Source organism: Cupriavidus alkaliphilus (assembly GCF_900094595.1).
Classification (GTDB): Bacteria; Pseudomonadota; Gammaproteobacteria; order Burkholderiales; family Burkholderiaceae; genus Cupriavidus; species Cupriavidus alkaliphilus.
Window position 1 is genome coordinate 145,859 of sequence record NZ_FMAD01000008.1, and the last position, 13,168, is coordinate 159,026.

11 protein-coding genes and 1 pseudogene are annotated in these 13,168 nt (G+C 69.8%); all 12 read left to right on the forward strand.

The features are described 5' to 3' along the window. Window positions 1-69: 69 nt before the first annotated feature. The 12 genes and pseudogenes from GA0116996_RS18040 (at window position 70) to GA0116996_RS18095 (ending at window position 13,163) form a co-directional block, all read left to right on the forward strand. Window positions 70-2,952: an AMP-binding protein gene (locus GA0116996_RS18040; RefSeq protein WP_092314371.1), complete on the forward strand. Its 2,883-nt coding sequence runs from the start codon at window positions 70-72 to the stop codon at window positions 2,950-2,952. 75 nt (window positions 2,953-3,027) lie between these two features. Beyond that, a complete protein-coding gene (locus GA0116996_RS18045) occupies window positions 3,028-4,044 on the forward strand; it encodes a TerC family protein (RefSeq protein WP_092314373.1) in 1,017 nt (338 codons plus the stop codon). Between the two features lie 10 nt (window positions 4,045-4,054). Next, a complete protein-coding gene (locus GA0116996_RS18050; protein WP_092314375.1) occupies window positions 4,055-4,480 on the forward strand; it encodes a universal stress protein in 426 nt (141 codons plus the stop codon). A gap of 422 nt (window positions 4,481-4,902) precedes the next feature. Continuing rightward, window positions 4,903-6,450, forward strand: a pseudogene (locus tag GA0116996_RS18055) (cytochrome D1 domain-containing protein); the annotation flags it as partial. A 74-nt stretch (window positions 6,451-6,524) separates the two neighbouring features. Further along, window positions 6,525-6,848, forward strand: coding sequence for a c-type cytochrome (locus GA0116996_RS18060; protein ID WP_181925885.1), 324 nt, complete (start codon window positions 6,525-6,527; stop codon window positions 6,846-6,848). After that, on the forward strand, window positions 6,830-7,216 hold the full coding sequence (locus tag GA0116996_RS18065) for a c-type cytochrome (RefSeq protein WP_092314379.1): 387 nt from the start codon (window positions 6,830-6,832) through the stop codon (window positions 7,214-7,216). The genes GA0116996_RS18060 and GA0116996_RS18065 overlap by 19 nt, the downstream gene beginning before the upstream one ends. Next, window positions 7,216-8,391, forward strand: a complete 1,176-nt coding sequence (locus tag GA0116996_RS18070; RefSeq protein WP_092314381.1) for a cytochrome D1 domain-containing protein — start codon at window positions 7,216-7,218, stop codon at window positions 8,389-8,391. The genes GA0116996_RS18065 and GA0116996_RS18070 overlap by 1 nt, the downstream gene beginning before the upstream one ends. Before the next feature lie 8 nt (window positions 8,392-8,399). Then, window positions 8,400-9,389 (forward strand): siroheme decarboxylase subunit beta, encoded by a 990-nt coding sequence (gene ahbB, locus GA0116996_RS18075; protein ID WP_092314383.1) that lies wholly within the window; start codon window positions 8,400-8,402, stop codon window positions 9,387-9,389. Next, complete coding sequence (locus GA0116996_RS18080; RefSeq protein ID WP_244159905.1) at window positions 9,386-9,895, forward strand: Lrp/AsnC family transcriptional regulator; 510 nt, start codon at window positions 9,386-9,388, stop codon at window positions 9,893-9,895. Before ahbB (GA0116996_RS18075) ends, GA0116996_RS18080 begins: the two co-directional genes overlap by 4 nt. Continuing rightward, entirely contained in the window at window positions 9,895-10,440 is a 546-nt protein-coding gene (gene ahbB / locus GA0116996_RS18085; protein ID WP_092314385.1) for a siroheme decarboxylase subunit beta, read from the forward strand. The genes GA0116996_RS18080 and ahbB (GA0116996_RS18085) overlap by 1 nt, the downstream gene beginning before the upstream one ends. A gap of 54 nt (window positions 10,441-10,494) precedes the next feature. Further along, window positions 10,495-11,658: a heme d1 biosynthesis radical SAM protein NirJ gene (gene nirJ / locus GA0116996_RS18090; protein ID WP_092314387.1), complete on the forward strand. Its 1,164-nt coding sequence runs from the start codon at window positions 10,495-10,497 to the stop codon at window positions 11,656-11,658. Beyond that, the gene (locus GA0116996_RS18095) at window positions 11,655-13,163 is read left to right on the forward strand and encodes a nitrite reductase (protein ID WP_092314389.1); all 1,509 of its coding nucleotides are present in this window, start codon (window positions 11,655-11,657) and stop codon (window positions 13,161-13,163) included. Before nirJ ends, GA0116996_RS18095 begins: the two co-directional genes overlap by 4 nt. Window positions 13,164-13,168 lie beyond the last annotated feature (5 nt).

Below are 13,168 nucleotides of genomic sequence, written 5' to 3' on the forward strand. Positions count from 1 at the left end.
TGGGTGCTGCCGCCTGCCCCGGCGCGGCAAGCGGCAGCACCGATTCGCGGGGACACAAGCCAACAGCGAATGAACGAGGACTCGCCCCCGCGGCAGAACTACGAGGATGCCTTGCTCGGCATCGTGGGGGAGATGTCTACCGCTATGCGGCCGCAGGCCGAATCCGGTGCGCCGGCCGCCCCCTCGATGGACAGCGCGCTCGAAGCGGAACTGGGCTTCGACAGCCTGACGCGCGCCGAACTGCTGACCCGCATCGAGCAGCGTTTCAGCGTCAGCTTGCCGGAGCAGGTACTGGTTCAGGCGGATACGCCGCGCGCGCTGCTGCGCGCCGTGCTGGCCGCCAGGGACCTGCCGCCCGGCGCAGAGGAGGGGCCCGCACTGCCGGCCAGCCCGGCATCGGCGGAGTCCGCGGCGCAGGCGCCGGAAGGCGCCGCCACGGTGACCGAGGTGCTGCGCTGGCACCTGCACCGCCACCCCGACCATGCTCACATCATCCTGCATGGCGGCGAAGGCGCGGATACGCCGATCACCTTTGCGCAACTGCACCGGCACGCCTGTAGCGTTGCCGCCGGCCTGGCCGCGCGTGGCGTGCGCGCCGGTACGACCGTGGCGCTGATGCTGCCGACCAGCGCCGAGTACTTCTACTGCTTTACCGGCGTCCTGATGGCAAGCGGGATTCCCGTGCCGCTCTACCCGCCGGCGCGGCTGGCGCAGATCGGCGATCACCTGCAACGCCACGCCGGCATCCTCGCCAATGCGCAGGCTCCCATCCTGATCACGGTGGCCGAAGCCCGGCCTCTGGCCACCCTGCTCAAGGCCAGCACCGGCACACTGCAAAGCGTGCTGACGCCTCAAGAGGTCGAGGACACCGCCGCCGCGCCGGTCCATGCAATGCCGGGCGCGCATGACATCGCGCTGCTGCAGTACACCTCCGGCAGCACCGGCTCGCCCAAGGGTGTGGTGCTGACGCATGCCAACCTGCTGGCCAATCTGCGCGCCATGGGCCTGGCGCTGTCGGTCGACTCGCGCGACGTCTTTGTCAGCTGGCTGCCCCTGTATCACGATATGGGCCTGATCGGCGCCTGGCTGGGCAGCCTGTACTACGCTTTCCCGTTGGTGGTGATGTCGCCGCTCACGTTCCTGGCACGGCCCGAGCGCTGGCTTTGGGCGATCCACAAGTACCGGGGCACGCTGTCGGGCGGGCCCAATTTCGCATATGAACTGTGCCTGCACAGGCTGGCACACGCGGACCTGGCGGGGCTGGACCTGTCGAGCTGGCGTTTCGCCTTCAACGGCGCCGAGCCCGTGAGCCTGCAGACCATGCGCAAGTTCGCAGCGCGCTTTGCCCCGCACGGCCTGCGCGCAGAGGCGGCGGCGCCGGTCTACGGGCTGGCGGAGGCATCGGTGGGCCTGACGTTCCCGCCGCCGGGACGCGCCTTGACTGCCGACCGCATCGACCGCGCCGCATTCGTACACACATCGCGCGCCATTCCCGCCGCGGCGGACCGGCAGGACGTGGCAGCCGAACGCGATGTGCTGGAGATCCCTTCGTGCGGCCGGCCACTGCCCGGCCACGATATCCGCATCGTCGACGCCAGCGGCTGCGAACTGCCCGAGCGGCGGGAGGGCCTGCTGCAGTTCCGCGGGCCCTCGGCCACCAGCGGCTATTTCCGCAACCCGGTGCAGACGCGCAAGCTCTTCGACCATGGCTGGCTCAACACCGGCGACTATGGCTATATCGCCGACGGCGAGCTCTACGTCACCGGGCGCGCCAAGGAAACCATCGTTCGCGGCGGCCGCAATCTCTATCCCTACGAAGTGGAGCAGGCCATCGGCGCCATTCCCGGGATCCGCAAGGGCTGCGTCGCGGTGTTCGGCAGCCCCGATCCGGACAGCGGCACCGAGCATATCGTCGTGATGGCGGAAACCTCGGCAACGGACCAGGCCGCGCGCAGCGCGCTGCAACGGCAGGCGCTGAAGACCGCGCTCGATATACTCGGCATGCCGCCTGACCATGTCGTGCTGGTGCCGCCACACACCATCCTGAAGACGTCGAGCGGCAAGATCCGGCGCGCCGCTTGCCGCGAGCGGTTCGAGCATGGCGGCACCGGCCATGGCCAAGCCGCACCGTGGCTGCAGATCGCGCGCTTCGGCTGGCAGGCGCTGCTGCCGCAGCTGCGGCGCGGCCGGCATGCCGCTGCCGGCCTGTCTTATTCGCTGTATGCGTGGCTGTTGTTCGCCGCGATGGCGCCCGTGACGTGCCTGGCATCGGTGGCAATGCACCGGCCAGCCATGGGATGGGCGCTCAGCCACCACGCCGCCCGGCTGCTGCTGCGGCTGGCCGCGGTGCCATGGTTCGTGCAGGGGCTGGAGCACCTGCCGCGCCATCGCGCCTGCGTGCTGGTATCGAACCATGCCAGCTACCTGGACGGCATCGTGCTGGTTGCCGCACTCCCGCTGCCGGTGTGTGTCGTGGCCAAGCGCGAGCTGCAAACGCAACGCATCCCGGCCGCCTACCTGTCCAGCATCGGGGCCGACTTTATCGACCGCTTCGACAACGTGCGTGAATCCGAGGCCATCGAGCGGCTGGTCGCGGCGGTGGGCGCCGGGCGCTCGGTGCTGCTGTTCCCGGAAGGCACCTTTGGTCGCGAGTCCGGGCTGCAACGTTTCCGCTCGGGCGCCTTCGTCGCCGCCGCCCGTGCCGGCGCCCCGGTGGTTCCCGTTGCGCTGCGGGGCACCCGCTCGGTGCTGCGCGACGGCCAGTGGCTGCCGCGCCGGGGACCGGTCAGCGTCGTCATCGGCCGGCCCCTGCCGCCTGACGGGCACGACTGGTCGGCCGCAATGCGGCTGCGCAATGCGGCCCGCGCTGAAATCCTGCACTACTGCGGCGAACCCGACGCGCTGCGCGTGAAGGCGCAGTTCGCGCGGCGCCTCGCGCGGCCGCTGCCATGATCCCCGCCGGCCGGACCCGGCGCCCGCCGCCGGCCATCCCACCCGCCGTCTCACTCGCCGTCTCACCATAAGGCAATGGAGACCTTTGCCACCGCCCCGATGTGGGCTGGATTTTTCGTCCTGGTGCTGGGCACGCTGCTGGTGGACATATTTGTGCTTGGCGGGCGGCGCGCGCACCGGGTCTCCTCGCGCGAGGCGCTGGGATGGACCCTGACCTGGATGACGCTGGCCACGCTGTTCGGCCTGGCGCTGTGGTGGGTGGTGGCCGAGGACGCCGGGCACGACGCGGCCTATCGCAAGGTGCTGGAGTTCTACACCGGCTACCTGATCGAGCTGTCGCTGTCGGTCGACAACATGTTCGTGTTTGCGATGATCTTCAGCTATTTCGCCGTGCCGCCGGAACTGCAGCGCCGCGTGCTGCTGCTTGGCGTGCTTGGCGCCATCCTGATGCGCGCCGCCATGATCCTGGTGGGGGTATGGCTGATCAGCCAGTTCGCCTGGATCCTCTATGTGTTCGGCGCGTTCCTCGTCATCACCGGCATCAAGATGCTGTTTATTTCCAGGCACGCGCCCGACCTCTCGCGCAATCCCATCGTGCGCTTCCTGTGCGCGCATATGCGGATCACCTCGTCGTACCACGGCGAACGCTTCTTCGTGCGCATCGACGGGCTGCGTCATGCCACCCCGATGTTCGTGGTGGTGCTGATGGTCGAGGCTACCGACCTGGTGTTCGCGGTCGACAGCATCCCGGCGATCTTCGCCGTGACCACCGATCCGTTCATTGTCTTCACTTCCAACATCTTCGCGATCATGGGCCTGCGGGCCCTGTATTTCCTGCTCGCCAACCTGGCGGCGCATTTCCAGTACCTGAAGTACGGACTCGCCATCGTGCTCGCCTTTATCGGCGCCAAGATGCTGGTCGAGCCGTGGTTCCACGTACCGGTGCACTGGTCGCTGTGCGCGGTCGCGATGACGCTGTTCGTCTCCGTCCTGCTCAGCCAGGCCAGGACCAGGCGAGCCGCCGCAGCGGGCGATCAGCCGGGCCGCAGCGGCGCACCGCGCGGTCGCGGGGCCGGGAACCGGCGCACATGAGGAGCAAGCCATGAACAAGATCCTGCTGGCGACCGACGGGTCGTCCTATAGCGATGCGGCCGCGCGCTTCCTGGCGCAAAGCCCCCTGCTGACCCGAGACCTCGTGGTGCATGTGGTGCATTGCGAACCGGATGTGCCCGGCGACATCAAGACGTTCATCGATCGCGGCACGCTCGAGGACTGGCATCGCGAACAGAACGAGAAGGCGATGGCCTCGGCGACCACCATCCTCGGCGAGGCCGGGATCGCATTCGAGCGCCAGGGCCTCACGGGCTTCGCGCCCGCCCGCATCGTCGAGTATGCGCGCCAGATCGGTGCCAGCCTGATCGTGATGGGCTCGCATGGCCGCGGCGGCTTCCTCGATGCCATCGTCGGGTCGGTGGCAAGACGGGTCCTCGCCCATGCGCACTGCCCTGTGCTGCTGATCAAGCATTAGCGGCGCGTCCCGCAACGCGCTTCGCTCCCTCTCCCGCAAGCGGGAGAGGGAGTACCCGATCGGCACGTTCGTTCCACCACAACGCGCCAAAGCGCATTCCGTCATCTCTGCGCCAACCGGCGAACACCGAAAAAAAACCGTTGCGTGACATCCCGCACGGTTTGATGCCAGTCAAGCCCCTTCTCGCAGTGTGTCCGCATCATCACTGCAAGCGCCTGGTGCCCAGTTCGCACCCCACAAGCACCGCGACAACAGCTTTCCACAACCCGCTGAACCACGGCACCATGAAAGCAAGAAAATGGCTTTATCCCGCATTCGCGGCACTGCCGCTCTCGCTCTGGCTGGGTCTTCCCCAGGCAGCCACCAACACCGCAAGGACCGCGCAGAAGCCTGAAGCAAAGACCGAACAGAAGGCCGCCATCCCCACCCTGACCACCGCCGAATTCGACCATGCGCGGCAAATCTACTTCGAACGCTGCGCCGGCTGCCACGGCGTGCTGCGCAAGGGTGCTACCGGCAAGGCGCTGACGCCCGACATCACCCGCGCGCGCGGCACCGAATACTTGAAGACCTTCATCAAGTACGGCAGCCCTGCCGGCATGCCCAACTGGGGCACCTCGGGCGACCTCACCGACAAGGAAGTCGACCTGATGGCGCGCTACATCCAGCTCGATCCGCCGACCCCGCCCGAGTTCTCGCTGGCCGATATCGAGAAAAGCCGCAAGGACATCCTGCCCGTCGCCAAGCGCCCGACGCAGAAGATGAACCAGTACAACCTGGACAACCTGTTCTCGGTCACGCTGCGCGACGCCGGCGAGGTGGCGCTGATCGACGGCGACAGCAAGCAGATCATCAATATCGTCAAGACCGGCTATGCGGTGCATATCTCGCGCATGTCGGCGTCGGGGCGCTACCTGTACGTGATCGGTCGCGACGCGCGGCTGGACCTGATCGACCTGTGGCTGCCCAAGCCCGATATCGTCGCCGAGGTGAAGATCGGCATGGAGGCGCGCTCGGTCGAGACCTCCAAGTACAAGGGCTACGAGGACAAGTACGCGGTGGCCGGCTCCTATTGGCCGCCGCAGTACGTGATCATGGAGGGCGACACCCTCAAGCCGCTGAAGGTGGTGTCCACGCGCGGCATGACCGTGGACAACGAATACCATCCCGAGCCGCGTGTGGCGTCGATCGTCGCCAGCCATTTCCATCCGGAATTCGTGATCAACGCCAAGGAGACCGGCAAAATCCTGATGGTCAACTACTCGGACCTGGCCAACCTGAAGACCACCACCATCGACTCGGCCAAGTTCCTGCATGACGGCGGCTTCGATTCGACCGGGCGCTACTTCCTGGTGGCGGCCAATGCCTCCGACAAGATCGCCGTGGTCGACACCAAGGAAGACAAGCTGGCCGCGCTGGTCAACGTCGGCAAGACCCCGCACCCTGGCCGCGGCGCCAATTTCACGCATCCGCAGTTCGGCCCGGTCTGGGCCACCAGCCACCTGGGCGACGAGACCATCAGCCTGATCGGCACCGACCCCGCCGGCCACCCCGCGCAAGCGTGGAAGGTGGTGCAGACGGTCAAGGGCCAGGGCGGCGGCTCGCTCTTTATCAAGACCCATCCCAAGTCGTCCAACCTGTGGGTCGATACCCCGCTGAATCCGGATGCCAAGCTCAACCAGTCGGTCGCGGTGTTCGACACGCGCAACCTCGAAGCCGGCTTCAAGGTGCTGCCCATCGCCGAGTGGGCCGACCTGAAGGGCAGCGGCGCCAAGCGGGTGGTGCAGGCCGAATACAACAAGGCCGGCGACGAAGTCTGGTTCTCGGTCTGGGGCACCAAGGACGGTGAATCCGCGCTGGTGGTGGTCGACGACAAGACCCGCGCACTCAAGACCGTGATCAAGGACAAGCGCCTGATCACGCCGACCGGCAAGTTCAACGCCTACAACACGCAGCACGACGTCTACTGAGGCCGCGCCCTCGCTGCGCCGCGGCGCAGCGAGGGCCGTCATCGTCCCCACGCACTTTGCACGGAGATTGAATCATGCGAACCCAACACGCGCTGACAGCGCTGGCGGCAGCGTTCGGCTGCCTGCTGGCGCTCGGCGCCGCCATGCCGGCACACGCCAGCCAGGCCCTGGCATCGAGCAAGGCCTGCCTGGCGTGCCACAGCCTCGACAAGAAAATGGTCGGGCCAGCCTTCCAGGACATCAAGGGCAAGTACACCGGCCGCAAGGACGGGCAGGCGCAGATGGTCCAGTCCATCCTGAAAGGCAGCAGCGGCCGCTGGGGCCCGGTGCCGATGCCGGCCAACGCCGTCAGCCAGGCCGACGCCAACACGCTGGCCAAATGGATCCTGTCCCTCTGAACCGCACCGCGTGGCGCCGCGCCGCTGCTGCCGCGCTGGTCGCCACGCTGTTCGCCACGCCGGGCGCACGCGCGCTGGCCACCGTCGATCCGCCCGCGCCGGCGCGGCAGGCACAACTGGCGCACTGGCTGCGCGATGACTGCGGCGCCTGCCACGGCATGACCCTACGCGGCGGACTGGGCCCGCCGCTGACGCCGGCGGGCCTGGCCGGCAAGCCGCCTGACGGCCTGGTCGCCACCGTGCTGTACGGCCGGCCCGGCACGGCGATGCCGCCCTGGAAACCATTCATGACGCAGGATGAAGCCCGATGGCTGATCGATCGACTGCAGGCCGGCCAGCCGCCGGCCGTCTTGCCGCCAGGCAACTGATGCGCGGCCTGGCTGCGGCGGCGTGCGCGGTGCTGGTGGCCGTGCTGGCCGCTGGTTGCGCCGCCAGCGTGCGCGGCACCGGCGACCTGGGCGTGGTAGTGGAGCGCGCCGCGGGCCGGCTGCAGATCGTGGAGACCACCGGCACGACCCGCCTGGCCACGGTCGAGGGACTGGGCGACCTGTCGCACGCCAGCGTGGTGTTCTCGCGCGATGCGCGCTACGCCTATGTCTTCGGCCGCGATGGCGGCCTGACGCGCGTCGACCTGCTCGGCGCCCGCATTACCCACCGCGTGCTGCAGGCAGGCAACAGCATTGGCGGCGCCATCTCGCAGGACGGCCGGGTGGTGGCGGCGCAGAACTACACGCCGGGGGGTATCCGCCTGTTCGATGCCCAGACGCTGGAACCGCTGGCGGAGCTTCCCGCCATCGGCAGCGACGGACGCCGCGCCAAGGTAGTCGGACTGGCCGACCTGCCCGGCCGGCGCTTCGCCGCCAGCCTGTTCGAATCCGGCGAAATCTGGATCATCGATGCCGGCGACCCGCGCCACCCGCAGGTGACCCGGCTGCCCGCCGGCCACGAGCCTTACGACGGGCTGGTCACGCCCGACGGCCGCTGGTACCTGGCCGGCCTGTTCGGCGAAGACGGGCTGGCGCTGGTCGACCTGTGGCAGGTTCCCCCTCAGACGCGGCGCATCCTGTCCGGCTACGGCCGCGGCAACGCGCCGCTGCCGGTCTACAAGATGCCGCACCTGCGCGGCTGGGCCATGGCGCAGGGCATGGCATGGCTGCCGGCGATCGGGCGCCATGAAGTACTGGTGGCCGATCCGGCCAACGGCTGGCGCGAAGCGGCGCGCGTGGCGCTGGCGGGCCAGCCGGTATTCGCCATGGCGCGGCCCGACGGGCGCCAGGTCTGGGTCAATTTCGCCTTCCCGCATAACGACACCGTGCAGGTGATCGACACCGCCACGCGCCAGATGGTGCGCACGCTGCAACCCTGCCGCGGCGTGCTGCACATGGAATTCACGCCCAAGGGCGAGGCGCTGTGGCTGTCCTGCCGCGACGACAACCGCGTCGAGGTTTACGACACCGCCACGCTGGAACGCCTGGCCACGCTGCCGGCCGACAATCCCAGCGGCATCTTCTTCACCGCGCGCGCGCAGCGCTTCGGCATGTAGGGCACGCCATGTTCAACGAGCAAAGCCTCTACGACCAGCTGCAGCGCGGCTTCCCGCTGCTGCCCCGGCCCTACCAGGCGCTGGCCGCGAAAGCCGGACTGTGCGAGCACGCGCTGCTGAGCTTGCTGGCGCGCGATCTCGGCAGCGGGCGCATCAGCCGCGTCGGCGCCGTGTTCGCGCCGAACGTGATCGGCGTCAGCACGCTGGGCGCCTTGTCGGTGCCCCCCGCGCAACTGGACCGCGTGGCGGCGCGCGTCAGCGCCTGCGCGGCGGTCAGCCACAACTACGCGCGCAGCGGCCACCGGTACAACCTGTGGTTCGTCGCGGGCGCGCGCGAGCGCGGCATGCTCGATGCCACGCTCGCGTCGATCGGCGAGCTCACCGGCCAGGCGCCGCTGGTCCTGCCGATGACGCGCGAATACCACATCGACCTAAGCTTTCCGCTGGCGCGCCAGCACGGTACCCGCCCGCGCCGGCCCGCCGGGCTGGCGGCGCCCGCCGCCGCCGTGGCGCTGGACGACGATGACTGGCGCCTGGTCGCGGCGCTGGAAGCCGGCCTGCCGCTGACGCCGCGCCCGTTCCATGCGCTGGCCACACAGGCGCGCCTGGGCGTACCGCAGGTGCTCGAGCGGCTGGCGCAATGGTCCGCGCAAGGCGTGATCCGGCGCATGGGGGTGGTGTTGCGCCACGGGCGCTTCGGCTACCGCCACAACGCCATGTGCGTGTGGGACGTGCCCGACGGCCGTGTCGACGCCATCGGCACGCGGCTGGCGCGGCAGCCGCGCGTGACCCTGTGCTACCGCCGCGAGCGCCGGCTCCCTGACTGGCCCTACAACCTGTTCGCGATGATCCATGCCCGCAGCGCGCAGGACCTGCAGCCCGCGCTGGCCCGGATCCGCGCCGCCGCCGGCCTGGAGCAGGTGCCGGGCTCGGTGCTGGTCGGGACGCATTGCTACAAGCAGCGCGGCACGCGCTACGCCATCCAGGTGCCGGCATGAACGGCGCCGCCGCGTCGTGCGACGCCATCGATCCAGCCGATCGTCCCGATCCCTTCGATGCGCTCGACGCGCTCGACCGCCGCATCATCAACGCCCTGCAGCGCGGCCTGCCGCTGGTGCCGCGCCCGTACGCCGAAGCCGCCGCGGCGCTCGGCATCAACGAGGCCGTGCTGCTGGCGCGGCTGCGCGCGCTGCTTGCCGCCGGCGTGCTGACGCGCTTCGGTCCGCTGTACCAGGTGGAGCGCGCCGGCGGCCGCTTCGTGCTGTGCGCCTGCCATGCGCCGGCGGCGCGACTGGAAGCCGTCATAGCCGCCATCAACGCCCACCCTGAAGTCGCGCACCACTACGCGCGCACGCATCACCTGAACCTGTGGTTCGTAGTGGCCGTCGTACGGCCGGAGCAGGTTGCGCCGGTGCTCGCGCGCATCGCCGCGGCGGCCGGGGTCGAGGTGTTGCCGTTCCCCAAGGAACGGGAGTTCTTCGTCAACCTCTATCTGCCCGCCTGATGCCAACCACTGCCGACGCCGCCGATCCCACTGACCTGGCGCTGATCCGCGCCACCCAGGCCGGCCTGCCGCTGGTATCGGCCCCGTACGCCGCGGTCGCCGCGGAACTGGGCCTGACCGAGGCGCAAGTGATCGCACGCCTGGCGGCGATGCAGGCGCGCGGCGTGCTGCGCCGCATCGCCGCCGTGCCCAACCACTACCGGATCGGCTGGCGCGCCAACGGCATGACCGTGTGGGACGTCGACGATGCCGACATCGATGGGCTGGGCGCGCGCATCGGTGCCCTGCCTTTCGTCAGCCATTGCTATCGGCGACCGCGCCGCTTGCCGCACTGGCGCTACAACCTGTTCGCGATGGTCCACGCCCGTTCGCGCGAAGAGGCCGCGCCCCAGATCGCCGCGATCGCGGCGCTGCTGGGCGACGCCTGCCGCGCGCACGACGTGCTGTGGTCCACCCGCGTGCTGAAGAAGACCGGGCTGCGGCTCGCGCCAGCCGATGCCCACACCCCGCCGGACCCCGGCCCGGAACGAACACACCCGGACTGAACACACCCGGACTGAACACACCCGGACCGAACACACCAACAGGAAGCCCCAACCATGTTCCGCCTGTCCCGCTTCATGGAAGCCCTGCGCGATGACGGCCCGGTGCCGCCTCCGCGCCAGCCCGCCGGCCCGGTGGTGATCTGGAACCTGATCCGCCGCTGCAACCTGAACTGCCGGCACTGCTACGCTACCTCGGCCGACACCGACTTCAAGGGCGAGCTCGATACCGCCGAAGCGCTGGACGTGCTGGGCCAGTTGCGCGCGGCGCGCGTGCCGGCGCTGATCCTGTCCGGCGGCGAGCCGCTGCTGCGGCCGGACCTGTACGAGATTGCCGGGCACGCGCGCGCGCTCGGCTTCCACCTGTCGCTGTCGTCCAACGGCACGCTGCTCGATGCCGGCCACGCGGCGCGGCTGGCGGCGGCTGGCTTCGACTACGTCGGCGTCAGCCTCGACGGCCTGCCCGCCACGCATGACCGCTTCCGCCGCAGCGACGGCGCCTTCGCGCGGGCGCTGGCAGGCCTGCGCACGGCACGCGCGGCCGGGCTGCGCGTGGGCGTGCGCATGACCCTGACCGAAGCGAACGCGGCACAGCTGCCCGAGCTGGTGGCGCTGGCCGAGCGCGAGGGCATCGACAAGTTCTACCTGTCGCACTTCAACTATGCCGGCCGCGCGCGCAGCCACCGCGCCGAGGACGCGCGCCACGCCCGCACCCGCGCCGCGCTGGACTGGCTGTTCGACCACGTATGGCAGCGCGCGCGCCAGGGGCATGCGGGCGACTTCGTCACCGGCAACAACGATGCCGACGGCGTGTACCTGCTGTACTGGATCGCCAGCCGCTTTCCGCACCGCGTCGCCGACATGCGCCAGCGGCTGGAGCGCTGGGGCGGCAACGCCACCGGCGTTGGCGTAGCCAATATCGACAACCTGGGCAATGTCCATCCCGACACGATGTGGTGGCACGTGACGCTGGGCAATGTGCGCCAGCGTCCGTTCGGCGAGATCTGGGCCGACCGCGCCGATCCGCTGATGGCGGGCCTGGCCAGCACGCCGCGTCCGTTGCAGGGGCGCTGCGCCGGCTGCGCGTACCGCGCCATCTGCAACGGCAATACACGCGTGCGCGCCTTTGCGCTGACGGGCAACCCGTGGGCCGAGGACCCGGGCTGCTACCTGAGCGATGCCGAGATCGCGCACGCGCCAGGCGCGGAGGTCACGGCATGACAGCGCTGATCCGATGGTTGTGCATGCTTGCGCTCGCCTGCGTCGCGCAAGCCGCGACGGCGGCCGACCCGGCCGCGCTCTATGGCCAGCACTGCGCCGCCTGCCATGGCGCCGACCGCCTCGGCGCCATGGGGCCCGCGCTGCTGCCGGAAAGCCTGGAGCGCCTGCGCGCCGGCGAACTCGACGCGGTGCTGCGCGACGGCCGCGCCGCCACGCAGATGCCGGCGTTCGCGGGCACGCTGGCCGCGGCCGAGCTGCAGGCGCTGGCACGCTGGCTGCGCACCGCGCCCGCCGCCGCGCCGCAGTGGGACGACCAGGCCATCCGCGCCAGCCATGTCGTCCACCACGCGCCCGGCAGCCTGCCGGCACGGCCGGTGTTCCGCGCCGACCCGCAGAACCTGTTCGTCGTGGTCGAGGCCGGCAGCCATCACATGACCGTGCTCGACGGCGACCGCCTGGCGCCGGTGCATCGCTTTGCCACGCGCTTCGCGCTGCATGGCGGGCCCAAGTTCAGCCGCGACGGCCGCTATGTCTACATGGCCAGCCGCGACGGCTGGGTCAGCAAGTACGACCTGTGGAACCTGGCGTATGTGGCCGAGATCCGGGTCGGCGTGAACACGCGCAACGTGGCCGTCAGCGATGACGGGCGCTGGGTACTGGCCGGCAACACGCTGCCGCGCACGCTGGTGCTGTTGGATGCCGACGACCTGTCGCTGGCACGGGTGATCGACGTCGCCGGGCGCAACGGCGAGCGTTCGCGCGTCTCCGCGGTCTACGATGCCGCGCCGCGCCACAGCTTTATCGCCGCGCTGAAAGACATCCCCGAGGTCTGGGAGATCCCGTATGCCGACGCCGCGGGCGCGCCGCTGCCGCCTTCGGCGCTGCTGCAGCCGCGCGCGATCGAACTGGACGAGGTGCTCGACGACTTTTTCTTCGACCAGCCCTATCGCCATATCCTGGGCGGCTCGCGCCAGGGCGGCGGGCAGGTGATAGACCTGCAGCGCGGGCGCAAGGTGGCGCCGCTGGCGCTGGGCGGCATGCCGCACCTGGGCAGCGGCATCACCTGGCAGCGCGATGGCCGTGAAGTGATGGCCTCGCCCGACCTCGGCCAGGGGCGCATCACGGTGATCGACATGCAGGACTGGCACACCGTCGCCACCGTGCCGACCAACGGCCCGGGCTTCTTCCTGCGCAGCCATGAGCGCACGCCCTACGCCTGGGCCGACGCCATGATGAGCGCCCGGCGCGACACCCTGCAGGTCATCGACAAGCAAAGCCTGCGCGTGGTCGGCAGCGTCACCCCCAGCCCCGGCCGCACCGCCGCGCACGTCGAGTTCACGCGCGACGGGCGCTACGCGCTGGTCAGCCTGATGGAGCGCGACGGTGCCATCGTGGTGTATGACACCGCCACGTTGCAGGAAGTCAGGCGCCTGCCGATGGACAAGCCCATCGGCAAGTACAACGTCTTCAACAAGACCACGCGCTCGGCCGGCACCAGCCACTGAGCCGT